Source organism: Flavobacterium sp., from assembly GCF_017744675.1.
Classification (GTDB): Bacteria; Bacteroidota; Bacteroidia; order Flavobacteriales; family Flavobacteriaceae; genus Flavobacterium.
Genome location: NZ_JAGIAV010000006.1, coordinates 259727 through 284771, shown reverse-complemented (window position 1 = coordinate 284771; position 25045 = coordinate 259727). Strand labels below are relative to the sequence as shown.

The following is a 25045-nucleotide window of genomic DNA, read 5'->3' as shown; positions in this document are numbered from 1 at the left end:
CTTTGTTGTAATTAAATTTTAGTCTTTGTGAGCTTCTATTAAATGAATTTCGTCTTCATCATCATCCTCATCATCATAACCCTCTTTAGCTGGACCGCTTACTTTTTCTTGTAAGGTTTGGAAAATGATAAACAATACAGGAATTACGAAAACCCCTAAAATTGTACCGATTAACATTCCTCCTACAGCTCCTGTACCAATCGATCTGTTACCGACCGCACCTGCTCCTGTTGCAAACATCAACGGAACCAATCCTAAAATAAAGGCAAATGAAGTCATCAAAATAGGTCGTAAACGCGCTACAGCTCCATCAATTGCGGCTTGTAAAATCGGAAGACCTTTTCTTCTTCTGTCTAAGGCAAATTCGACAATCAAAATACCGTTCTTCGCCAGCAATCCGATCAGCATGATTAAAGAAATCTGCAAGTAAATATTACTGTTCAATTTGAAAATAATCGAGAACAAGTATGCTCCCGCCAATCCAAACGGAATGGAGAATAAAACGGCAAATGGTAAAATATAACTTTCGTACTGAGCACTCAACAAGAAGTAAACGAATACCAAACATAGAATGAAAATGAAAATTGTCTCACTTCCTGATGCCAATTCCTCACGCGTTAAACCTGAGAATTCGTAACCATAACCTGCGGGAAGATTTTCTGCCGCCACTTCCTGAATTGCTTTAATTGCATCTCCAGAACTGTAACCCGGTTTTGGAGCTCCTGTAATCGAAATCGAAGTAAACAAGTTAAATCTTGAAATCGATTCTGGACCAAAAACTCTTGTCATTTTTACAAATTCTGTAATTGGTGCCATGTTTCCAGCACTGTTACGAACAAAGATTTTATTTAATCCTTGCGTATTGGTTCTAAACTCTGGTGAAGCTTGAATCATTACACGATATTGTTTTCCGAATTTGTTGAAGTTCGAAGCGTACAATCCGCCATAATATCCTTGCATGGTTGATAAAATCGTATTTACCGAAACTCCTGCATCTTTCGCTTTCGCTAAATTAATATCCATCATATACTGAGGGAATCCAGGGTTAAATGGTGTTGTCGCATATTGAATTTCTGGACGCTCAGATAGTTTGGCTAAGAATTCGTTATTTACCTTATAAAATTCAGAAGTGGTATGGCCTCCTTTATCTTGCAATTGAAATTCGAATCCGCCACTTTGTCCAAAACCTTGAATGGTTGGCGGCGAAATAAAGAAAATATTGGCTTCACGAATTCCGCTTGTCTTGGCAAAAAGCTGTCCGATAACATCGTCAACACTTAGTTCACGCTGATCCCACGGAAGCAATTTTACAATAACCATACTATAAGCACTACCTGCACCCGCTGTAAAGTTTTGCCCAACAATACGAAGTGTATTTTTAACTCCAGGAATTGTCTTTGCAATACTGTCTACTCTTTTTGCAATAACATCTGAACGCTCCATCGAAGCTGAAGGCGGCAAACTAATATTAGCGAAAACTGTTCCTTGATCTTCAGATGGTACGAAAGCTGAAGGCGTTGTTTTCATCATATAAACTAATGCAGCTCCTGCTATTACAATAGCGGCTAGAGCAATCCATTTCTTTGCAGAAAGAAAACTTACCGAACGTTTGTATCTTGCCGTAACATTATCAAACGCCACGTTAAATGAAGTATAAAAACGCTGTAAATAGCTTTTATGTTTATGGTCATCGGCATGAGGTTTCAATAAAAGTGCACACAACGCTGGACTTAAAGTCAATGCATTGACTGCCGAAAGAATAATCGCAACGGCTAATGTAATACCAAATTGTTTGTAGAAAACTCCGGTTGATCCTCCAATAAAAGTTACTGGAATAAATACCGCGGCCATTACCAAAGTAATCGAAATAATCGCTCCAGAGATTTCGTCCATCGCATGTATCGTTGCTTTTTTAGCCGATTTATAGCCATGATCGAGTTTGGCGTGAACGGCCTCCACGACCACAATTGCATCATCGACCACAATACCAATGGCCAGAACCATCGCAAAAAGCGTCAATAAGTTAATCGTAAATCCGAATAAATTCAGGAAGAAAAATGTACCTACAATCGCAACCGGAACCGCAATTGCTGGAATTAAAGTCGATCTAAAATCTTGAAGGAAAATAAATACTACGATAAAAACTAGAATAAAAGCTTCTACCAACGTATGGATTACTTTTTCAATCGAAGCATCCAAGTTTTCGTTTACGTCAACAAGAGTGGTATATTTAACTCCTTTCGGGAAATTTTTCGCAGCTTCGTCAATCAGTTTTTTAGAATTGTTGATTACGTCACGCGCGTTAGATCCTGGAGTCTGGCTAATGGCCATCGCTGCCGATTCTACACCGTTTGTTTTAATTGTCGAAGCATAACTTAAAGATCCTAATTCAACTTTAGCCACATCTCTAAGTCGAAGCATTTGTCCGTTTCCAACCGATTTGATTACAATGTCTTCAAATTCTTGCGCCGTTGTTAAACGTCCTTTGTATTTAATTACATATTGAAAAGCTTGATCTCCGTTTTCACCAAATTTACCTGGCGCAGCTTCAATATTTTGTTCAGCCAAAGCAGCCGAAATATCGCTCGGAATCAATTTGTATTGCTGCATTACATCTGGTTTCAGCCAGATTCTCATAGAGTAATCTTTTGCACCAAAAACGGTCACATCTCCCACCCCAACTACACGCTGAATTTGCGGTACAAGGTTGATCTTAGCATAGTTCTGCAGAAACGTTTGATCGTATGCTTTATCTTCACTATATAAAGAGAAAATCAACAAGTTACTACTCTGGCTTTTGGTAACGGTAACCCCAGCTTGAGTAACCTCTACTGGCAATAAACTGGTTGCTCTAGAAACCCTGTTCTGAACGTTTACCGCTGCTAGGTCTGGATTTGTACCTACTTTAAAGAAAATTTTAATAGAGGCGTTTCCGTCATTGGTTGCTGTAGAAGTCATGTAAGTCATGTTTTCTACACCATTAATCTGTTCTTCCAACGGAATTACGATACTTTTCAGTACCACGTCGGCATTGGCACCTGTATAACTGGCAGCGACGTTTACAGTTGGAGGCGCAATATCTGGATACTGCGATATAGGTAACTCAATTAGGCCTAAAACACCTAAAATAACGATAATAACAGATATTACCGTCGAGAGTACGGGTCTTTGTATAAATTTTTTAAACATTTTTTTTATTTTAAATCGGCGTAAACTGTTTCTGGGCTTTGATTTTGGGCTTTAATTTCAGTTCCTTCTTTTAGAGAGGCTACGCCTTCTAATACAATTTGATCTCCAGCATTTAAACCGCTTGTCACTACATAATAATTGCCAGCTGAATTGTCTAGAACTGTGATATTGGCATTTTTAGTTTTTCCGTCTTTACCCACAACTACTGCAAAAATTTTATCTTGAAGTTCGAATGTTGCGCTTTGAGGAACTATAATTACATTTTTAACGTCATTTGGAATTCTAACCGTTGTGCTGCTTCCGCTTCTGATAATTCCTTTTGGGTTAGGGAAACGTGCTCTAAAATTTACAGTACCTGTTTCTGTATTGATTAATCCGTTTACAGTTTCTATTTTTCCTTTTTGATCATAAGTTGAACCATCTGAAAGCAATAAAGAAACTTCCGGCATGCTTTTTATTTTTTGGTTTAATGAACCTCCAGCGTCTTTAGTAAAATTCAGCAAGACTTTTTCATTCATAGCAAAATAGGCATATACATTCCCAATACTTGAAACTGTTGTTAAAGGTTCTGCCGTGTTAGAGCTAACCAAACTTCCTAAACGGAATGGGATTGATCCCACAACTCCATTTACTGGACTTGTTACCGTTGTATACCCTAAGTTTACTTTTGCATTTACTAAAGCTGCGTTTGCCTGCGCTAAAGAAGCAACAGCCGACTCATAAGTATATTGTGCAGACTCTAAATCGTATTTGCTGATAATTCCTTTTTCAACCAATGGTCTTACTTTGTTTACAGCCAATTTTGCTGAACTTACATCTGCCTGAGCACTTTTAATGCTTGCCGTTGCTGTACGAACTTGCTGCTCATATTCTGGAGCACTAATCTTAAACAATGGCTGTCCTGCTTTTACAACTGCGCCTTCATCAACAAAAATCTTGTCGATGTAACCTTCAACTCTTGGGCGGATTTCTATATTTTGCTGTCCTTGTATACTAGCCGGAAAATCGCTGTGTAACGTAGCTGATTCTGGCTGTAATACCACAGTCTTATATTCTTTAATCTGCGGAGCTCCTCCGGCTTGTGCCGATTTATCATTTTTACCGCAAGAAGCGATAATAAGTGATGCTGCTAGAATGCTTAAAAATGATTGCTTATTCATTGTAAAAAATGTGTAATTATCTATTATATGCCAACAAAAGAACTAAAATATAACACACAAAAATTTTCAAATAGACGAAGACCGAAAGACAATCGATAAAGGCAAGATGAGAGCCGACGGAATTTTTTCAAATATTAAACAAGTGTTTAATTTTTGTCTTATCGGCTCTAAAATGCTTTTTAGAGACTCTAAATCGGGGTTTAGCGATTGCCTAAATTTCATATTCAAATAAAATGTAATATTGTCCCTAAAATCATAAATTCTAATGGCACCAAATTTTTTTAGGCCTTATTTATTTACCGGATTACACATTCTTGGCTGGTCTCTATTAGGGTACCTTATGCTGTTTTATATCCCGCTAACTTGGAATGTTGTGCTTCCGCAAGCATTCTGGCTTTGGCAGAGCATTGTACTGTTTTTACTCATTATTCTTTTTTATTCAACGGCAAAAATTATAGTTCCCAAAACCATCATTAAAGACAATACTTCGGCTTTTTTAATTTGGGCATTTGCTGCAGTTATTGCCATGCAGTTAATTGCCTATTTTTATACTTCGCAAACCGACCTTCACAATCAGATTATGAAGGCTATTGGCTTTAAAAAATACAAAAATCCATATTTTGACAATTACGTTTTCACCCTTACATTACTAGTTTTAGGAATCAGTACCAGTTGGGCCATGTTAACGCATTGGCAAAAAGCGGCTCAGCACAAACTGAAATTGGAACAAGACAAAACAATGGCAGAATTGGCCATGCTGAAAGCGCAAATAAATCCGCATTTCTTTTTTAATTCGTTAAACAGCATCTATTCTTTGACTTATACTGATATCGAAGATTCTAGAAATGCCTTGCATACTTTAAGCAGAATGATGCGCTATTTGCTTTACAGCACCGAAGGTGAACGTACGACATTACTTAAAGAAGTAGAATTCTTAAAAGATTTTATCGCTTTAATGAAACTTCGTGCCAACAGCAAATTGACGATTACAACAGAAATACCTGAAAAACTGCACGATTACCCAATTGTACCAATGTTATTACTACCTTTAGTAGAAAATGCATTTAAACATGGTGTGCATGCAACTGATAAAAGCGAAATACACATTAAACTTTGGCAAAATAATACGAATTTGGAATTTGAAGTAGAAAATACTTTTTTCGAAAAAACATCGGTTTCAGAGGAAGGCGGAATTGGTTTAACAAACACCAAACGAAGACTGCAATTGATTTATCCGAATCAGCATTATATTTCTTTTGGCGTTACCGATCACGGAACTTATAAAATTAAATTGAAAATAACTTTAGAGCAATGACCGTATTAAAATGTATAGCAGTAGATGATGAACCATTGGCTTTAAAACTGGTAGAAACGTTTATACAACAGACTCCTTTTTTAGAATTAATAACAACTTGCGACAATGCAGTAGACGCAATGGGCATCATTCGAGAGACAAAACCCGATTTGGTTTTCTTAGACATTAATATGCCCAATTTGAGCGGAATGGAGTTGGCAAGACTTCTTCAAGATCAAGCGGGACCATTGCCAAAAATCGTTTTTACTACAGCTTACAATCATTATGCGATTGAAGGCTATCGTGTAAATGCCGTAGATTATCTCCTTAAACCTTTCAGCTACGAAGAATTTCTTCGCGCTTCGAGCAAGGTTTTACAATTAACAGAAGAAGCCAACAATACCTTTACTTCTATTGCCGCAGACGATGAATTTATTTTCTTGAAAGTAGAATACCAATGGGTTAGAATTTCATTGAAAGACATCACTTATATCGAAAGTTTAAAAGATTATGTAAAAGTACATCTTGAAGATTCTCAAAAAGCTTTAATGTCTCTTATTTCACTTAAAGCATTAGAAGAAAAATTGCCTTCATCCAAGTTTATGCGCGTCCATCGCTCGTTTATTGTTTCTCTAGACAAAATAAGCGCCATAAGCAAAAACTCAATTTTTATCGACAAAATAGAAATCACGGTTGGAGAACAATACAAAGAAGCTTTTAAAACATTGGTCGATAAGTGGCTAAAATAAAATTAGAATTAGAATTACAATAATCATGGAAAAAAGATCAAACAAATATTACCTTACTCTAAGCCTTAAGGAATATGCTAATGGAGAGACCAAACCAGCAAAAGAACTTGGAATCGAATTTGACAATCACGACGAAATCTTCGGAATTATAGAACGAATAAAATCTAAAAACATTTTTGCAAACGAATCTGAAGCTGTTCAATTTGCTTTAGGATTAAAATTGTTTACTGAAATCAAATTAAAAAACAGAAAAAATCCTCTTTTTGAAGAATTGAATGAAGTTTTTCCCATCTTCATGAAAAAATTAAAAAGTCTTTAAAATCTTCTTTAAAAATCAGCCCTCAGCGCGATTTTTCTTTAAATTTTGAATGTTAAATTTCTGCCAAGAAAAAAACAATCGAATTCTTACTGGCAATATTTTATAGCAATTTTCCGTTCCAATTAGGCATGTCCCACTAAATGCTTTTCAAAAATGAAGTTTAATTTCTGTTTTGAAATTCTTCGCTTCACATAAAATGATAAAAGCATTTAGGCATTCTTAATTGAAAATAAAACGTAGGATTTCGTGCGAAACTGACCATTTCATAGTTAACGAATCTCTACTTCTCTTTCGAAATGTTGATAATGCAAAAATTATTTTTTAACCATTAAAATGAAAGCATTATGATAATTCAAAAAAGTATTTTTCTTCTTGCCGGAATTCTTGCTTTAGCCAGCTGTTCGAATAACGACAATACTAACCCTGGCACCGATCCGGGCCCAACAGGACCTCCTGTTGAAACTGGCGCAGCCAATACCACTTATAAGCCCGCATTTTCTGGACAAACGCGTGCAGGAAGCATCCAAACTACCACAAACTACGAAGCTAAAGTAATCACCAACGGTTTAAGCGCACCATGGGGAGTTGCCTATCTTCCTGACGGACGTCTTTTGGTAACCGAAAAATCGGGTAAAATTAGAATTGTGACACAAGCTGGTGTTATTGGCAATCCTCTAACTGGAGTTCCATCCGTAAATCCTGCAGATCAAGGAGGGTTATTAGGAATTTGTTTAGATCCATCATTTGAAACAAACCGAATGATTTATTGGGTATTCTCTGAGGTTGTAGCTGGCGGAAATATTACCGCTGTAGCAAAAGGGCGAATATCAAACAATGAAACGGCTATTGAAAATACAACTGTAATTTACCGTTCGAATACACCAAACGCAAGCACACTACATTATGGAGGCCGCGTTTTATTTGACAAAACTGGAAATTTATTTGTCAGCATTGGAGAAAGATCTGTATTAGAAACGCGTCCGTTGGCGCAATCTGTAACTAGCAGTTTAGGTAAAATTGTTCGTATTACCACAAACGGACAAGCTGCACCAGGAAATCCTCCTTTTACCCAAACGGGAGCTTTACCAGAACTTTACACTATCGGGCATAGAAATCCGCAAGGTCTGGCGATCCATCCAACAACGGGTGAATTATGGCAAAGCGAACACGGACCTAGAGGTGGAGACGAAATTAACCGAATTAAAGCGGGAGCAAATTATGGCTGGCCAACAATTACTTACGGAATTGAATATAGTGGTACGAAAATTGGAGAGGGTATTACACAAAAAGACGGAATGGAGCAGCCTGTTTATTACTGGGATCCTGTAGTGTCGCCAAGTGGCATGACTTTCTACGCTGGAAACCGCATTCCTGAATGGCAAAATAATCTATTTATTGGCTCGTTGAGTGGCATGCATATCGTACGTTTAGCTTTTAAAGACAATAAAGTGGCTGGTGAAGAAAGATTATTAGCCGGAGAAGGGCAAAGATTTAGAGATATTACACAAGGAAAAGATGAAGCATTATACGCCGTTACCGATCAAGGAAGACTTTACAAAATTGATAAAAAATAAAAAGTAAACTTGTTCATTATTACATGCCAAAAACGCCCCAATATGGGGCGTTTCGTGTTTTTAAAGATTTTGTTTTTTTTAGTTTCAAGTTTCATGTTTTTACACTATGCATCAAGGTAGAACTTGAAACTTGAAACATGAAACATGAAACTTGAAACTTGAAACCTGAAACAAAAAAACTAAGCTTTCGCTTTTCTTTTTACTGTACAGCCAATTTCTTTAGTTTGTGTTATTGCTGGTTTTTGTCCGCTTTTTAGTGATGCGATTACATCTTCTGCGTATTTCACTTTTTGAGGATTGTTTCCTTCTGGATCGTTATCAATTGCTCCAACATATTCCACTACATTTCCTTTTGCTGTTTTAGAAACGATAAAAATATGAGGAGTGCGTTTTGCTCCATACTCATCAGTAATTTTTTGCCCTGGATCAAATAAATATGGGAAAGAATACTTTTTCTCTTTTGCCAAATCTTGCATTTTTGCAAATGTATCTGCAGTAGAAGCTTCTGGATCGTTTGGATTAATGGCAATTACTGGATATCCTTGTGGTTTGAATTTTTTATTCAAATCGATAATTCTCTGCTCATATCCGATTGCATACGGACAAGTATTACACGTAAAAACTACGATATATCCTTTTGCATCTTTAAAAGTTCCGAAAGAAACGTCTTTGTTGTCAACGTTTTTCAGTTTGAAATCTGGAGCTGCATCGCCTGCTTTAAGCGTTGCTGCATTTTGTGCGTGAGATAGAAAAGCAGAAAATGCCAATGCTAGTAATAAGATTATTTTCTTCATAATGGTTTACAGTTTTTTATATTCAGTTAATAATTGTTCGTAGGTAAACTCGCTTTCGATAAATTTTCGTTTGTCATTTTTAATAAAAAGCGTTGCCGGAATACTTCCCGACCAACTTGGGTCTATTCTATCTATAAATTCCTGCGGACTGCTCTCGTTTAATAGAAAAACTTCATTCTTTAAATTTTTCCTTTTCACAAACGGAACTACATTTGAAGCTAGCTTTGATTTAAAGTCCAAACTCACCAATAAAACAGCCAATTTCTTTGATTTATGTTCTGCTCCCAATTTTTCGAAATGTGGCAATTCTTTTATGCATGGTGCACACCACGTCGCCCAAAAGTTAACGACATAAGTGCTGTCTTTTCCGTTTTTGATTCGCTCGTTCAGCTGATTAATTGTCAATAGCTTCACATTCTGATTGTATCCTTTTACAGAAAAAAGCAAAAACAGAAAAAAGGAAATTTTTAAAAGTTTATTTTTCATAGATCTTTTGACCTTAAAATTAATTTGTTTCTTACAAATATAAACTAATGCGTAATTAGATTTTGTTAATGAAAATTTAATGGTCTTTTTTTTAAGATGCTAAGATTCTGAGATACTACGGTTCTAAGTTTTTCTTTATGTTTCGTTCCTACAGAACTTTAAATCTTTGTATAATATTTTACAACGGATTAAAATCCGTTGCTACAAAATAGAACATTCCTATGGAATTTTAAAAAAAGTAAATTATAAAATCTAATGTAAAAAAGAGCCGTTAGGCTCAACCAATATTGTAGAGTTGGATTTTAATCCAACGAAAAAATTATGTCATTAGAAATTGAGTCACTGCAAAACAAACATCCTATGGAATTTTAAAAATCAAATTATACAAATCTAATATAAAAAAGAGCCATTAGGCTCGATTAATATTGTAGCGTTGGATTTTAATCCAACGAAAAATTATGACATTAGAAATCGAGAATCGTAGATTCGAAACATTTTATCATCATCTTTTTTTCCAGTCATCTTTTTTTGACTAATTGACTGGCACTGATATTCACCTCAACTTTGCTGTAAATTCACAAAAAAATCTCGAGAGTAGATTTAAAAAGTTTTTATGAAAATACTATCGATGCTATTAATCTTGATTTGCAGTGTGAGCTGCCAATCGCAAACGAGTTCTAAAATGAATGAAGAGAAAACAAATCCGTTGCTATGCGATCCTGTGAGCGGAATGTGCGAAATGCCTATTGGCGAAAAATCGAATGAAAAAACAGCAATCTCAACAGAAAATAAACCTGTGAAAATTGTCTACTATACTGATCCAATCTGCTCTTCTTGCTGGGGCATCGAACCTCAACTTCGAAAATTAAAACTAGAATATGGTGATTATTTTGAAATTGATTACCGAATGGGTGGTTTATTGCCCGATTGGAGTTACAACAGTGGCGGAATAAGCAAACCTTCAGATGTAGCGCATCATTGGGAAGAAGCTAGTTTACATTACGAAATGCCAATCGACGGCAATGTTTGGATTGAAGATCCGTTAGATTCTTCTTATCCTTCTTGTATTGCCATGAAAGCGGCACAAATGCAGAATAAAGCAAAAGCGGTTTCTTTTATGCGAATTCTTCGCGAAAAACTTTATCTCGATAAAAAGAATATTGCAAAATGGGAAAACATAGCCGAAGCAGCCAAAATCGCTGGTTTAGATGTCGAAAAACTAAAAGCAGATTATGATGGGGTTGCTAAAAAGCTTTTTCAAGAAGATTTAAACTTGGGCAGAACGCTTGGCGTACGAGGTTTTCCTACTTTGTTTTTTGCTGATGCTAATAACAACCAACTTACTATTTACGGTTCTAAACCTTATGCTTCTTATGAAAATGCTTTGTTAGCCTTATTTCCAGATGCAAAAAAGAAGAAGATTAAAAATGAAAATCCGTTAGATTTATTTGATATTTTCCCCACATTGGCGACAAAAGAATACGCTGTTATTTTAGACAAATCAATCTCTGAGGCTAAAGCTACTTTGGAAACATTGTATCAGCAAGGTTTATTAGATAAAAAGACAATCAAAAACGGTTCTCTTTATATTAAAAAGTAGAAGACTATTGATTTTTTGTTTTAGATTTTTCTCTATATCTATCAAGAGCAATTTTATCAGTTGGCAGAACAAATGGGTTTTCATTTACATCAATCCATTCAAATCGGTTAATATCGGGAGTGCTGATTTTCATATCTTCTAGATTAGTGATTTTTACGATATAATAAATCAGAAGAATCTGCCTTCCGTCGTCTAGAATAGATTCAACAAAATGTTCTTGGGTGTACAAGTGTTCTATTATTTCTATTTTTACATTGAGTTCCTCCAAAAACTCTCTGTGAAGGCAATCTAGAATACCTTCGCCGAATTCTACACCGCCGCCTGGAAGTTTGCAAAATAGTTGGCCTTTGTGATATTCGTAAAGTGCTAAAATCTTATTATTGCTTTCGCAAATAGCATATGTTCTTACATTAAAACTAGAGAGAGGTTTCATAAAAAGGAAATCAAGATTCTTGAGATGCAAATTTAAAAATTAAAAAGCCGTAAAGTTTAATTTCTTTACGGCTTTATATCTATCTAAATTTTAAATTATATTTCTTTCAAAATCAAATCGGCTACCACATCTATTGCCTGATTGATAATGCCTTCTGGTGTTCCTTTAAATTCAAAACGCTTGGCAATCTCTTTTTCGGCAAAAATTATGTGGATAAAAATCGTTCCTACAGGTTTTGAGTCGCTTTCACTTCCGCCTGGTGTAGTCAGTCCTGTTAATCCAACACAAATATCAGAATTGATATAACGGCAAAAATTCTGTGCCATCAATTTGGTTACCTCCGCAGATTCGGCACTGTAGTGTTCAATTGTTCCCCACGGTATGTGCAATAAATCCTCTTTCATCGAAGAATGATAACAAACTATTCCTCCTATTAGAATTTTTCCCGAATTAACAACTGTCGAAAATTCATAACACATCTTTCCAGCAGAAGCACTTTCTGCAAATGATATTGTCATGTTCTTCTCTATTAAAGCCTGACAGCAAGCTGTTACCTTTTCTGATGCCATATTGGTATAGATTTAATTACACATTAATTTCATCTCAAATGTAGATTCTTTCCATTCTACTAAACTTACATAATTTCTTACAATATTTATATTATAAGTAACTGTTAATTATGCAACTATAATATAATTTCTTATAAAGATTCTGAAGTATTAACTAGCTAAATTTGTAAATACAGCTTTTTTGAGTTATGCTTTTTATATGCCAAAATAATCGATACGAGCTCAAAATACTCATAACGAAGAAAGCTATTTTGCACAGTATTACAGAATAACTGTAAAGAACATTAGTCTTCTATGCGAAGATTCAAGAATTAGAAAATAACAAATCAAAAAAACACTATTATGGAAAAGCAACACAACCATGATTATGGTCAATTTGATCCTGATTATATCGAACAAAATACGCTTGCTGATGGTACTTATTCTAATGAAGACCAGTTTAAGCAAGTTCTGAAGAAACATGATAACCGCGAATTTGGCGAAAGCGATCCCGATTATTATGAACAAAATACTCTGATTGATAATGATAATTATGCACGAGATGAAGATCCGTATCAATATCACGAAGAGTTTGTTGAAGATCCGTCGCATCCAAAAGGAGATTTTGAACACAATACTATAAGAGCAGAAAATATTCCGAATCAAGAAAGAGTTGTTAATGAAGATGATGCCATAACAAATGATGACACTCCAGATGATTTAAACGACGAATATGATCCTGATTCAGATTATAAAAACGATATCGAAAAAGACACCGATCTGGATAAGGATGAAGAATTAAATGATTTTGACGCCGAACATTATCCTGAAAATCATCCTAGAGAATAGCGAAAATTTTGTAAATTGTAATGCATAATTGATATGACTTTAGCAACTCAAATTGTCTGGCTTTTTTTACTTGCAATTCCAATTGCTTGTATTAGCTGGACTGTCACTCACGAAGAGATTTTTAGAGAACCTCACGAATGGTGTGTCAGACATTCCAAAAATGACAAATACATACTATCGAGAAAGTTCTTTTACCTTCTTACGTGCGAATATTGCTTTAGCCATTACGTTACAATTGCCTTTCTGATTATTTGCGATTATAAACTTTTGTTAAATGATTGGAGAGGATATATTTTGGCAGGGTTTTCTCTGGTTTTTATGGCAAATGTCTACATGAGCCTTTTTGCTCTACTACGCCAAGCGATTAAGAAAGAAAAGGTCGAAATAGAGAAAATTGAAAGCGAAACTGACAGCAACGAGAATAAAAATTAAAAATAACTATTAAAGTAAGTATAATTAAAATAAATTGACATCATGGAGAATTTGAATTTTATAGACCCATTGTTACACGGAATTAAACCTGAAAGTAAACCATTAAATCTGTCAGTAAAACAAATGGTATGCGCTGGTGTTGGTGTTCTTTTGGCATCGGCAGTTTTAAAGAAAACAGGGCACAAAAAAGCAAGTGCAGTAGTAGGAAGTCTTGCGTTGCCAATTTTAGCATCGGCTTGTTATAAAAAATACAATCAAGTAACTAAAGAAAAAATTGATGCACAATCTAGTAGCGGTATCGAATATAATCATTAATCGTATATAGACTATCATAAAAAAGAGCGCTTATCTAAGATGAGCGCTCTTTTCAATTTTAGAAGATTGCGTTACGAGATATTTCCTTCAACCCAATTTAATGCTTTATTAAAATCTATTTTTTTATAACCACGAAATTCACCTGGGACAATATAACTAAATCCGTTTGTAAAAGAGATAATTTCTTCTGTATCTGTAACTATTGCAGCCCTATTCCATTTTCCTAAATGCTTAAGTCCCAAAAGTCCGTCTTCTAGCCAAGCGCCAGGTGTAAAATTTTTAATGTCAGTATCCAAAACCAGCAAAAAATTAATTTCATTGATCTGTTTTACCAAATGTTCAACTGCTGGAGTTACAGTAGTCAAAAAATCTTCTTTTGTTACTTCTGCCAATGCTCTAAAGGCAACAATATTATCTGTAGTATCAATTTGATGTATCATGATTTTTATACTTTTTGAGTTACTTAATGAAATTCTATTTGAAATATTTTAGCATTTTTAATTCCAACTCAAATATACTCATTATCAATCAGATAACACTTACATTTAACTATACGTTTATTATATTTTTTTAAGATACTAAGATGCTAAGGTTCTGAGATTCTAAGTTTTTTCTCGTTGTTACTTATAGAGATGCACTGCTGTGCATCTAACGCAAGGTTTTTCCATTCTTATTTTCCCTAAAATACGTTAGACGCACTGCAGTGCGTCTCTACAATTAATCTTTGCGGACATTTTTTTATAAAATCGTCATGCCGAAGAGACACACTGCAGTGCGTGTTTACGGATAATCTTTGTGTGTAAAATTTTTACAATTTGTAAAAAATAAGCAAAGAAAAAAACTTAGAATCTTAGCATCTTAGTCCCTTAGAATCTCAAAAAAAAAGCCTGCATCTAATCGAAACAGGCTTTTTGAAAAAAATAAAAAATAAACTAACACACAAACTTAATTGTATCCTTGGTTTTGTTTGAATTCTTTAGTCACATCAATTGTGGACTGCGGAATTGGGAAAACTCTTCTATAAGGTTCTGAAGCTGATTTTGCTGTTCCTGGAAGATCAAATTTTCCGAAACGGATCATTTGTGGTCTTCTGTACAATTCCCAATACAATTCAAAACCAATTTCGTTATATAGAATAGTCTGGTCAATTGAAGTCAAAGCTTTACCAGTTACGCCTCCATATAAAGATTCTCTTTTTCTGCTTGTACGCAATTTGTTCAAATCGTCCATGGCTTGACCTGTATTTCCTTTTCTAAAATACGCCTCAGCTCTCATCGTGTAAATTCCTCCTAAACGATATAACGGAATATCTACATTGCTGTTTCCGTTTCCTCCTTCTGGATCAAACTCATATTTAAAAATACGTGCTCCCTGATTGATTTCGTTTTGAGCAAAAACCGCTTGAGCAGGATTTTTGAAAGTTAAAGAAGGTGTAAAATCCATTCTTGTTGTGGTGCTTTTTTCCATTACTAATGGCGAAACTTTGATACGTCCGTTAAGCATTTCCAACGAACCAGAAGACAATAAGATTGGTCCATATTGTGGTCCGTACTGAATTCCTCTATTAAAGTGAAACCAAGGCAAATTAGCGCTTTTAGGTACAATATCAGTTGCAGGAACGCTCACGTCTGTACCGTCATTCATAAACCACGTTCCATCTCCATATTGGTATTTCTGTTGGAATCTTGGGTCGTCATGGTTTCCATCCCATGTTGCAAAAAACTCAGGAGTTGTACACGCAGCGTTTGTACCTCTATTTGCAGCAGAAGTTCTTTGGTTACGCTCCATACACACATAAGCGAAACTGTTTGAACCGTTTCTGATGTAATCGATCTTTTGAGAAATCGCAAAAATCAATTCTTTTCCTTTCTCATTGTCTCTTGCGAAGTTTTTGAAATAATCACTTTCTAAAGAATATTTTCCAGAATTAATCAGCAATGAAGTATAATAAATTACACGATCCATGTCTGTTCCTGTTCCAGTTGCAGCCGCTTCATTAAAATTGAAGGTTGAAGCTGTATTGAAACGATCTTTAAAAACAGCACGGTTTAAATACATGGTTGCTAAAAATCCGTAAGCCGCTTCTTTTGTAAATCTTCCGTGGTGCGTTTGCTGTGTTCCCATTTCTGCCAAATCTGGAAGAAGAGCTTCTACATCAGCTATTAATTTATCGATTTGCGTATCGGCTTTTAAAATCTGCAAAGGCGCATTCGGATTCATCGGATCTCTGTATGGCGCTTGTCCGTACAAATCTAAAGTTGTGTATAAATAATACGCTAAAAGTCCTTTCGCTTCCGCTAAAAATAATTTCTTCTCTGGAATTGAACTTTCTTCCACTGATTGAATTGCAGTTAACGAACGCGTAATTCCGTTGGTCAATTTATTCCAGTTATCCACCACAATCGCATTATCCGATTTCCATGTAAACTCGTGCATGTCTCTCCATTTTCCACCATCTCCCCAGTCACTACCGCGAGTTGGCAAAATTGCTTCATCTGTAGTGTATTCCTGTAAAGAAAAAACACCTCCGTGATCTACAAAAGTTCCGTCTCCCAAACGATCATAAGCTGCTGCAAGAGCTCCAGCAGGATTTGAAGCATCTTCTCCTAAAACCTCATCCAACACCACTTCGTCAAGGTTTGTACAGCTTGCAAAAAGCCATATAAAAGAAAATATTGCTAATGTTTTTATATTAAAAATTGTAGTTGTCTTCATAATAATTATAGTTTTAAAGTTGCTCCAAAACTGAATGTTCTAGAAGTTGGATAACTTGCATAATCGATACCAATCGATTGGTTTCCTCCATTTGATTTCGGACTATTGATTAACGGATCGTAACCTGTGTAATTTGTAATCGTAATTAAGTTCTGACCCGTTATGTAAAGCGTTAATCCGTTGATCCAGTTTAATCCTTTTAAGTCAAAATTGTAACCAATACGAGCTGTATTCAATCTAATGAAATCTGATTTTTCTAAGAATAAAGTAGACAAAATTGGCGAGTTGGCAGGATTTGCTCCAGACTCATAATAACCTGTAGCTACGTTACGATCTGATGCCAAGTTGTTTATATTTAAAGCATTTAAACCTGTATTATTCAATAAATAACCGCCTGTTTGTCCGATAATAGAGAATGAGAACGTAAAGTTTTTGTATCTCATATCACTGTTAAATCCGTAGTAGAAAGTTGGCAAGGCTCCTTCAATAATAATTCTATCGCTATTATCAATTTTGCCGTCTCCGTTCTGATCTTTAAATATATTTCCTCCGTTTGCATCAAAGCCAATATGCTCTAATAAATAAAATGATCCCGCTGCGTAACCGCTTTTATAAATATTGGCATTTACACCCGATTGTCCAGGTCCTGAAATGGTTCCTGTTAAAATTTCTGAAACCGGAAGATCTTCAATTTTATTATTCAAAGTCGCACCGTTCATATCAATATTCCAAGTGAAGTTTTTAGTATCGACTATTTTTGAACCTAACATAAACTCGATACCTTTATTGATAATTTTACCGTCAATATTGGTCCAGATTGTAGTGGTCGGACTCAAAGCTTGAGAAGGAACATTCAAAATTGCATCGGTAGTGGTTTTATTGAAATAATCTAATGTTCCGTACAATTTGTCGTTCCATAAATTGAAATCTAAACCTACGTTATACTGCGTTACCACTTCCCATTTCAAATCAGGATTTGGCGTTCTGTTTACAGATACTCCGTTTACTAAATTTAAATCGTCGTATAAATAATAGCCATCAGCTCCAGATAATGAATAACTTGCCTGCGTAATTTTATTTTCAACTTCCTGATTTCCTGTTTGTCCCCAGCTCGCTCTTAATTTTAAATTGTTCAAAGTCGAAGACTCTTTCAGGAAACTTTCGTTAGCAATATTCCATCCTAAAGCAAAAGATGGGAAATAACCGTATTTATTGTTTTTACCAAAACGAGTCGATCCGTCGCCTCTCATAGAAGCCGTTACCAAATATCGGTTGTCGAAACTATAATTCAACCTTCCAAAATAAGACTGCAATTCGTTTTCTTGTGCATAACCCGTTGTTCCAGATTGTGTTCCTTTAAATCCAGGATTGATTGATGGAGGAACTCCCTCGCCTTGATTCGCAATTCCGTCGATACTGAAACTTGTTCCCGATCTTTCAAATTTTTGATAAGAGAAACCAGCCAAAGCTTCAATTTTATGCTTATCTAAATTTAAATTGTAAGTCAAATAATGCTCAACTAGAGAGTTTTTAGAATCTAAATTATTCTGAACATATTTTCCTTTCGGATTTAAATCGGTCAAGTTTGGAAAAATAGTCGTGTTTCTTTCTGCCATCGAACGATCAACGCCGATATTTAATTTGTATTCTAATCCATCAATGATTCTTAAAGAAGCTTCTAAGTTTCCTAAAACTCTCAATGTTCTCGTTTGATCTTGGTAGATGCTCAACAAATAGGCCGGATTGTAATGCGCGTTCATGTTGAAATTCGTGTATTTTCCATTTGCATCAAAAACCGAACGCGTTGGATTTGCCATCAAAGTATGAACGATCAATTGTCCGTTAGAACCTCCGTCATCACTTGTTGGAACTCCATCATCTTTTGTTTCACTCGCTGTAAGATTCATTTTTACTTTCAAACGTTTGTTATCCAAAAATGATTCTGCTGCGTTAATTCTTCCAGAAAGACGTTTGAAATTACTGTTGCGAACCACACCTTCCTGATCCATTTGTGCAATCGAAGCATAATAGTTTCCAGAATCTGTCTGTTTAGAAAAAGAAAGCGAATTGTTTGTAGTAATTGCACTTCTGTATATTACATCTTGCCAATCTGTATTTCCTCCGTGGTCAAATGCTTTATCTTTAATTGCATTTCTATATTGGCTTGCGCTTAAAACATCCAATTTGTTCGCCACAGTGGCAACTCCCGTATAAGTATCAAAAGTTAATGTTCCTTCACCTTTAGAACCTTTTTTAGTCGTTACCAAAACTACTCCGTTAGAACCTCTTGCTCCATAAATGGCAGCAGCCGATGCATCTTTCAAAACGGTAATCGATTCGATATCGCTTGTGTTCAAAAAGTTTAACGGATTTTTAGCCGAAGAAGTTCCAAAACCTACGTTACTTCCAGAAGGGCTTACATCATCATTAGACAAAGGCACACCATCTACAACAAACAAAGGCGTACTTCCGCTTCTAATAGATCCAACTCCACGAATGGTTACGTTTACTCCCGCTCCTGGCTCACCGCTTGTGTTTACCACACGCACACCAGCCACTTTTCCTTGCATTAAATTATCTACAGAAACGTTGACACCTTGTTTGAAGTTTGCTGCTTCCAATTGCGTAACGGCGCCCGTAACGTCTTTTTTAGATTGTTTTCCGTAACCTACAACCAAAACCTCATTTAATTCAGCCGTATTTGGTTCTAATTGAATGGTCATAAAACCAGTTTGCACTGCAACCGTTTTGGTTTTATAACCCATATAAGAAATATCAAGCGTTTTTCCTTCTCCAACTGTAATTTCAAATTCTCCGTCAAAATTGGTAACTGCCGCATTTGACGAACTTGTTTCTGTTACTGTTGCGCCAGGAATTGGCAGTTTATTTTCGTCAACAACTTTTCCTTTTACTTTAATTCTATCTACAACTTTTGTGTTTACCGCTTTTGGTGCAGCTGTTTTTTGAATTAAAATCAGTTTGCCATTAATATTATAATTGAAATTTGCTTTTTGCGAAAGGTCATTCAAAATGGCAGTAATCGAGGTATTGCTAAAATTTACAGCATAGGCAGTATTATCAGCAATTACAGCTTGTCCGTAACTGAATTTGTAATCGGTTTGTTGTGTTAATTTTGAAAAAATAGATACAAGGGTCGCTTTTTCTATTTTATTTGCTACTTTTGATTCTTTTAAGTTCGTTTTACTGTAGCCGCTCTGAAAGGCAAGTAAAGCCAGGACTAAAAAGACAAAACTCTTTAGATTTAAATAAGAAGGTTTAAAATACATGATTTAAGTAATTGTTTTTACGATGCTTAATTATTAATAGCAGTTGTTCCCGCAACTGCTTTTTTTGTTTTTAATCCACTTTTACTATTTCGCCATAGACTTTAAATTTTAGGTTGGTGATATAATTTATTTGTTCCAAAACATTTTCTAATGTCGCGTCCTTCTTGATGAATACCGTTAACGGCGTTGCTAATACGTGTTCGTTGTTATACTGAAATGAAACTCCGTATTTATATTGTAAAATGGCAATAACTTGCTTTAAAGTAGTTTGATCTAGCGTTACATCTTGATTGTACCAATTCACCAAAAATGCTTTATCTGCCATTTGTTTGGTTAACTTTTGAGCTTCAAATAAAGCTTCTTGATTAGGCACTAAATCTACACTCTGCCCTTTTCCAGAAACATTTACTTTTCCGGTTACTACAATTACCTTACAGTTTGATTTTGATAATTGAATGTGAAATGAAGTTCCTACAACTCTGGTTTGTATTTCACCAGAATAAATAATAAAGGGGTGCTTTTTATCTTTGGCCACTTCAAAAAATGCGTTTCCTTTTAGCAAAGAAACTGTCCTTTGATCGCCTTCAAATTTTTCAGGATACTGAAATGATGAGTTTGCTGCCAGATAAATTTTCGAACCGTCACTTAATTGGATAGATTGGGGGATCGATGACGTATTAAATGTGATTTGTTTTTGGTTTAAAACATCTGGTTTCAAGAAAAATCCTAAACCAAGCAGAAAAAGAATGCTGGCAGCGGCCATATATTTTATGTAAGCACGGAAAGATTTCTTCTTTCCAATTCTTAGCTGAATTTCGTCGTAGATATTTTGAGATTCGATCTCTGGATTTCCCATAAGATCATTATCCCATTTTGAATTTTGATATTCCTCAAAAGCAAAATCGTGCAATAAATTTTCTTCTGCCGATGAAGTTTTTCCTCGCGAACTTTTATCGAGCAAATAGTCTAAACTATGTTTAATTCTTTTTATCATAATACTTATTGTTATAGATAAGTACTAGGAACTCGAAATCGTACTATTGCCGAATATTATGAAAACATCAAGCGAAAGTTATTTTAAAATTTAGTGTTAAAAATAATGATTGGAGCCAGCCAAGCCAAGTCTTTTAAGCCTTCGCGAAGTTGTTTTACAGCAGATGAAATTTGATTTTTTACAGTTTGCTTTGAAATTCCGAGTTCGTCTGCAATCTGATCGATGGTCATATCTTGAAACTTATACATCAATAAAACCTCTTTTCTTTTCTCTGGAAGTTTGTCTAATGCAGCATAAAGCAGATCCATAATTTCTGGATCTATAGTTGAAAAATTGTCTATAATGTAATCTTCGAATTTTTCTTCTAAAATAGTCTTATCAAAACGATTGTTCTGATAATGTTTGAAAACCTGATTTTTAACCGCACGAAATAAAAATGGTTCGATCGCATTAATATTCAGTTCTTCTTTTCTTTCCCATAAATCTACAAAAACATCCTGAACAATGTTCTGCGCCAAGTCTTTGTCCTGAGTCATCGTATAAGAAAATGCATTGAGCTTTTTCCAATATTGGTTATACGTTTTTTCAAAAATTTCAGGATTATTCATACGGCAATTACAGGCTTTTTAATACCGTAAAATAATAAAATGAAAAGCCAATGTTTTTTGCGTCAAGGTTATCTTTAAATTAATAAATAAATACTTTTGCTGTAGAAATACTACTTTTTTGAAGCAGAAATAGAAATGACTTTGCGATTTCTTTTTTTTAATCTAACACACATATCGCATTCCGATTTTAACTTAGTCCCTTTCAAAAAATGCAATTTTCTTTTGGTGCGTCCCCAGTCAACAGTATCAATTACATTTTAGAATCATGAAACCATTTTTACTCACTTTATTATTTGCCAGCTCTTTAAATCTAAGTGCTCAGTCGCAAGACGACAATCTGAAAATTAACCAGATTCAGGTTATCGGATCGCATAACAGTTATCGTCAAGCGATCGAAACTGATTTATACAATCTCATTCAAGCCAGAGACACCACTCGTTCTCTTAAAGGTTTGCAATACACTCATATTAGTATTACCGATCAGCTCAACAAAGGTTTACGCAATCTAGAAATTGATATTTTTGCTGACACTAAAGGCGGAAAATATGCACATCCGAAAGGTTTGGATATCGCGAAATCTGAAGAAGCTTACGACCCAAACGGATTGATGAAAAAACCAGGTTTTAAAGTTTTTCACATGCCCGATATCGATTTTAGAACTTCTTGCTATACATTCGAAATCTGCCTTCAGGAATTAAAAAAATGGTCGGATGCTAATCCAGGTCATATTCCTGTTTTCATCACTTTGGAACCAAAAGACGGAGACGCAAATTTCTTCGGAACAAAACCAGAAGATTTTACCGCAGCGGTTTTCGATCAAATGGATAAAGTGATCCGTAAAGAATTAGGAAAAGGCAAACTGATTACGCCCGACATGGTACGCGGAAAATACAAAACACTCGGAGAAGCAGTGTTAAACAACAATTGGCCAACTTTAAAAGAAGCCAAAGGACGATTTTTATTCTTACTAGATAACAACGGCGCAAAAAGAGATTTGTACGCATTGAATCATCCGTCCCTTAAGGGACGCGCCGTTTTTATTAACGCAGAGCCAGGAAAACCAGAAGCCGCAACTTTATTCAGAAATAATGCCGAAGATCCAACAATTACCAATTTAGTAAAAAAAGGTTACATCATAAGAACCCGAGCCGATTCTGATACTAAAGAAGCACGTGCCAATGATTACACACATTTTGAGGCCGCCAAAAAATCAGGCGCGCAAATCATTACTACTGATTATTATCTGCCAAGCACTTTCTTCAATTCTCCGTACCAAATTAAATACGATGACGGAAGTTATGTTCGAAATAATCCTGTAACTAATTAGTTTGGATAAAGATTGAGAATTTAACCGCAGAGTTCGCAAAGATTTTACGCAAAGTTCGCGAAGTTTTTTAAGCTAAGTTTATAAATAAAAAGTTCGCAAAGCTTTGTCATTTAGCTTTGCGAACTTTGCTTTTGAGCACTAACTCAAATTAAAATTCTCTTCAACTCTGCGTAAAATCTTAGCGACCTCTGCGTAAACATATTTATGAATTGCTCGCAAAGTCACAGAGTCGCAAAGAATAGAAATAACTTTGCGTCTCCGCGCCTTTGCGAGATTAAAAAAAATCTTAGCGAACTTTGCGTAATTCTTAGCGTGCTTTGCGGTTAAACAAAAAATCACTTTAAACTCCTAATCTCTCCCGTTTTCAAATCAACAGTAAAATGATCTGCAGGAACTTCATGCATGAATTTATTGAAGATAATTAAGAACAGCTTCATTTGCTTTTGTAACGGAGTATTGTTTGAAAAATTAGCTTTAGCACCTTCTAAAAATAAATCGGATAAAACTTTGTATTGTTTTGCTCTTTGAAGGCCAACATCGGCAAGAGCCAATTCGTCTGCACTTCTAAAACGATAAAAATCAATTAAAAGATCATTTCCTGTCCAATTGAAATCTGTTTTTTTGAGTTTGTTTTTAACTAAAATCTGTTCCGATTTTGTTTCTGCTTCTTTCCATTCTTTTTGCAATTGTTCTTTATTTTTCAGAATAAAATCGAAATCTTTATCTGATTTGATATTTGCCAAAACCAATAAATCTTTCGCAGAAACATTTAATAGAAAATTAGCAAAATCTGATGGCCAATCGTCTTTTAAGAAACTTAGACGAACTAGTTCTTTCAAATGAAAATCAGTAAAATCATGATAATTTTTAGTCTTCAAAATGGCAGCATTCCAAATATCTTTCGCATTCTGACTTTCCAAAAACTGATATTCCATTTTATACAAATCAAAAAGTTCATCGTATCGCCGCACATTATCAATTGTAATGGTCTGAATATCGACTACATTATCTTTCTTTAAAGTCAGTAATTTGTAAGCTGGAATATAAGCGGCAAGCGACGGTGTTTGAACATTTACCATTGTATTTCCTTTTGGCGAAGTTCTAACTCCCGTATCGTTTATATGCATGTGGCCTGCAAAATGAATCTTCAATCCGGCATCGGCAAAAACCTGAGCGACTTCTTCAACTGGAACTCGGTTTAACTGCCATTTATTGGGCCCTAGCAGTTCTTTTATTTCCGCGGAAGCGCCATCATTAAAATCAATCATCGGGAAATGGCTAAAAGCAACCAAAGTTTTTCCTTGTTTTTTGGCTTGAGCCGAAATGTTCTCAACCCATTTAATCAAATGTTTTTTGTTTGAAAGTACATTATTATATCCCGTACTAGCTTCAGAATAACTTTTGGAATCTTTTGGATCACCGTCTGTTTTCTTCGGAATATAAACGTTTCCATCAATTGCCATTAACCAAAGTCCGTCAATTGGTTCAACGACATAACTAACGTCTGGGACTTCATAACCTGGTGCAACTTCGTAAACTCGATTGGACAATTTTGCACTTTCTAAAGCTTTATCAAACGAATAATTTTGGCTAGAATAATTCGAAAAAGGAGTTGCCCAAAATTTATATTTTTTGTTCGGATGAAAACCAAAATCTTTCAGATTATCCGTAATTCCTAAATAACCCATTTTAGCAATATCGGCTGTGATGACAACAGGCTGTTCGATGTTTAAATTGGGCTTATACATGCCGTCTTTGCTAAAAATGGGCTGGCTCTTACCTTCTTTCCCTAAAAAATCTTCTTTCCCAGATTCCTGTGCAAATGGCCCAACCGGATCGTGATTTCCTGTTGTAATAAAGAATTCTATTCCGTATTTATTTGAATATTGTTCTAAAATTTCAGCTAATCCGCGTACATGAATTGGTTGTCCGTCATCGGTATAATCTCCAGGCAATGCAACGTATTTGATCTTTCGCTTGGCGATATCATCTAAAGCCGCTAAAAAAGCAAAATAGTTTTCATTAAAAATTCGAGTAGAATGCAATTGCGAAGACATCGTTCTAACCAAGGTATATTGATTCGTTTTCGGATTCAGAACGCCTTTATATTCTGAATCTGAAAATCGGCCAAATAAGTCTTGCAAATGGACATCAGATAAAAACGCAATTTGTGTTCCGTTTAAATTCTGAGTTTTTTGAGCCGAAATCGAACTATTAAAAACAGCAAAAAAGGTCACTATAAAAAGTGAAGTGATTTTTAATTTCATAGGTTTTAACTTTAATAAATTGGGGACACTTATTAGAAGTTTTGGACTTTTTAACGCATTGCAATTTTATTCATTTAAACCAGAAATCAGTTTATGTTAGTGTTA

General features: G+C 35.2%; 21 protein-coding genes. 9 read left to right on the top strand and 12 right to left on the bottom strand.

Going from position 1 to position 25045, the window contains the following annotated elements:
- Positions 1-18: 18 nt before the first annotated feature.
- The gene (locus J7574_RS19935) at positions 19-3189 is read right to left on the bottom strand and encodes an efflux RND transporter permease subunit (RefSeq protein WP_290972833.1); all 3171 of its coding nucleotides are present in this window, start codon (positions 3187-3189) and stop codon (positions 19-21) included.
- A gap of 5 nt (positions 3190-3194) precedes the next feature.
- On the bottom strand, positions 3195-4349 hold the full coding sequence (locus J7574_RS19930) for an efflux RND transporter periplasmic adaptor subunit (protein WP_290972830.1): 1155 nt from the start codon (positions 4347-4349) through the stop codon (positions 3195-3197).
- A 265-nt stretch (positions 4350-4614) separates the two neighbouring features.
- Between J7574_RS19930 and J7574_RS19925 the strand changes: the two genes are divergently transcribed.
- From J7574_RS19925 to J7574_RS19910, 4 genes are all read left to right on the top strand, one after another.
- The gene (locus tag J7574_RS19925; protein WP_290972828.1) at positions 4615-5664 is read left to right on the top strand and encodes a sensor histidine kinase; all 1050 of its coding nucleotides are present in this window, start codon (positions 4615-4617) and stop codon (positions 5662-5664) included.
- Complete coding sequence (locus tag J7574_RS19920) at positions 5661-6392, top strand: LytTR family DNA-binding domain-containing protein (protein ID WP_290972826.1); 732 nt, start codon at positions 5661-5663, stop codon at positions 6390-6392. The genes J7574_RS19925 and J7574_RS19920 overlap by 4 nt, the downstream gene beginning before the upstream one ends.
- A gap of 25 nt (positions 6393-6417) precedes the next feature.
- Entirely contained in the window at positions 6418-6711 is a 294-nt protein-coding gene (locus J7574_RS19915) for a DUF3861 domain-containing protein (protein WP_290972823.1), read from the top strand.
- A gap of 344 nt (positions 6712-7055) precedes the next feature.
- Positions 7056-8285 (top strand): PQQ-dependent sugar dehydrogenase, encoded by a 1230-nt coding sequence (locus J7574_RS19910; protein WP_290972820.1) that lies wholly within the window; start codon positions 7056-7058, stop codon positions 8283-8285.
- A gap of 179 nt (positions 8286-8464) precedes the next feature.
- On the opposite strand, the gene J7574_RS19905 is transcribed toward J7574_RS19910, so the two are convergent.
- Positions 8465-9079: a thioredoxin family protein gene (locus tag J7574_RS19905; RefSeq protein WP_290972818.1), complete on the bottom strand. Its 615-nt coding sequence runs from the start codon at positions 9077-9079 to the stop codon at positions 8465-8467.
- A 6-nt stretch (positions 9080-9085) separates the two neighbouring features.
- Positions 9086-9565, bottom strand: a complete 480-nt coding sequence (locus tag J7574_RS19900) for a TlpA disulfide reductase family protein (RefSeq protein ID WP_290972815.1) — start codon at positions 9563-9565, stop codon at positions 9086-9088.
- Between the two features lie 682 nt (positions 9566-10247).
- On the opposite strand from J7574_RS19900, the gene J7574_RS19895 reads away from it, so the two are divergent.
- Positions 10248-11165 (top strand): DsbA family protein, encoded by a 918-nt coding sequence (locus J7574_RS19895; protein ID WP_290973129.1) that lies wholly within the window; start codon positions 10248-10250, stop codon positions 11163-11165.
- A gap of 4 nt (positions 11166-11169) precedes the next feature.
- On the opposite strand, the gene J7574_RS19890 is transcribed toward J7574_RS19895, so the two are convergent.
- Together J7574_RS19890 and J7574_RS19885 are read right to left on the bottom strand one after the other, a co-directional pair.
- Positions 11170-11598 (bottom strand): NUDIX domain-containing protein, encoded by a 429-nt coding sequence (locus J7574_RS19890; protein WP_290972812.1) that lies wholly within the window; start codon positions 11596-11598, stop codon positions 11170-11172.
- A 95-nt stretch (positions 11599-11693) separates the two neighbouring features.
- The gene (locus J7574_RS19885) at positions 11694-12167 is read right to left on the bottom strand and encodes a CinA family protein (RefSeq protein ID WP_290972810.1); all 474 of its coding nucleotides are present in this window, start codon (positions 12165-12167) and stop codon (positions 11694-11696) included.
- A gap of 342 nt (positions 12168-12509) precedes the next feature.
- On the opposite strand from J7574_RS19885, the gene J7574_RS19880 reads away from it, so the two are divergent.
- The 3 genes from J7574_RS19880 to J7574_RS19870 are packed head-to-tail and all read left to right on the top strand — an operon-like array spanning position 12510 to position 13742.
- Entirely contained in the window at positions 12510-12995 is a 486-nt protein-coding gene (locus J7574_RS19880) for a hypothetical protein (protein WP_290972808.1), read from the top strand.
- Positions 12996-13028: 33 nt separating this feature from the next.
- A complete protein-coding gene (locus J7574_RS19875) occupies positions 13029-13427 on the top strand; it encodes a hypothetical protein (protein WP_290972805.1) in 399 nt (132 codons plus the stop codon).
- 42 nt (positions 13428-13469) lie between these two features.
- Positions 13470-13742: a PrgI family protein gene (locus J7574_RS19870; RefSeq protein WP_290972802.1), complete on the top strand. Its 273-nt coding sequence runs from the start codon at positions 13470-13472 to the stop codon at positions 13740-13742.
- Between the two features lie 71 nt (positions 13743-13813).
- Here J7574_RS19870 and J7574_RS19865 read toward each other — a convergent pair whose 3' ends face one another.
- The 5 genes from J7574_RS19865 to J7574_RS19845 form a co-directional block, all read right to left on the bottom strand.
- Positions 13814-14182 carry an STAS/SEC14 domain-containing protein gene (locus J7574_RS19865; RefSeq protein WP_202004743.1) on the bottom strand — a complete coding sequence of 123 codons (369 nt, stop codon included), beginning with the start codon at positions 14180-14182 and terminating at the stop codon, positions 13814-13816.
- A gap of 505 nt (positions 14183-14687) precedes the next feature.
- The gene (locus tag J7574_RS19860) at positions 14688-16457 is read right to left on the bottom strand and encodes a RagB/SusD family nutrient uptake outer membrane protein (RefSeq protein ID WP_290972797.1); all 1770 of its coding nucleotides are present in this window, start codon (positions 16455-16457) and stop codon (positions 14688-14690) included.
- Positions 16458-16462: 5 nt separating this feature from the next.
- Complete coding sequence (locus J7574_RS19855; RefSeq protein WP_290972794.1) at positions 16463-19744, bottom strand: TonB-dependent receptor; 3282 nt, start codon at positions 19742-19744, stop codon at positions 16463-16465.
- A gap of 70 nt (positions 19745-19814) precedes the next feature.
- Complete coding sequence (locus tag J7574_RS19850) at positions 19815-20738, bottom strand: FecR family protein (RefSeq protein ID WP_290972791.1); 924 nt, start codon at positions 20736-20738, stop codon at positions 19815-19817.
- Between the two features lie 83 nt (positions 20739-20821).
- Entirely contained in the window at positions 20822-21346 is a 525-nt protein-coding gene (locus J7574_RS19845; protein WP_290972788.1) for an RNA polymerase sigma-70 factor, read from the bottom strand.
- A gap of 265 nt (positions 21347-21611) precedes the next feature.
- On the opposite strand from J7574_RS19845, the gene J7574_RS19840 reads away from it, so the two are divergent.
- Positions 21612-22673: a phosphatidylinositol-specific phospholipase C1-like protein gene (locus J7574_RS19840; RefSeq protein WP_290972780.1), complete on the top strand. Its 1062-nt coding sequence runs from the start codon at positions 21612-21614 to the stop codon at positions 22671-22673.
- 335 nt (positions 22674-23008) lie between these two features.
- Here J7574_RS19840 and J7574_RS19835 read toward each other — a convergent pair whose 3' ends face one another.
- The gene (locus J7574_RS19835; RefSeq protein WP_290972777.1) at positions 23009-24940 is read right to left on the bottom strand and encodes a metallophosphoesterase; all 1932 of its coding nucleotides are present in this window, start codon (positions 24938-24940) and stop codon (positions 23009-23011) included.
- Positions 24941-25045: the final 105 nt, after the last annotated feature.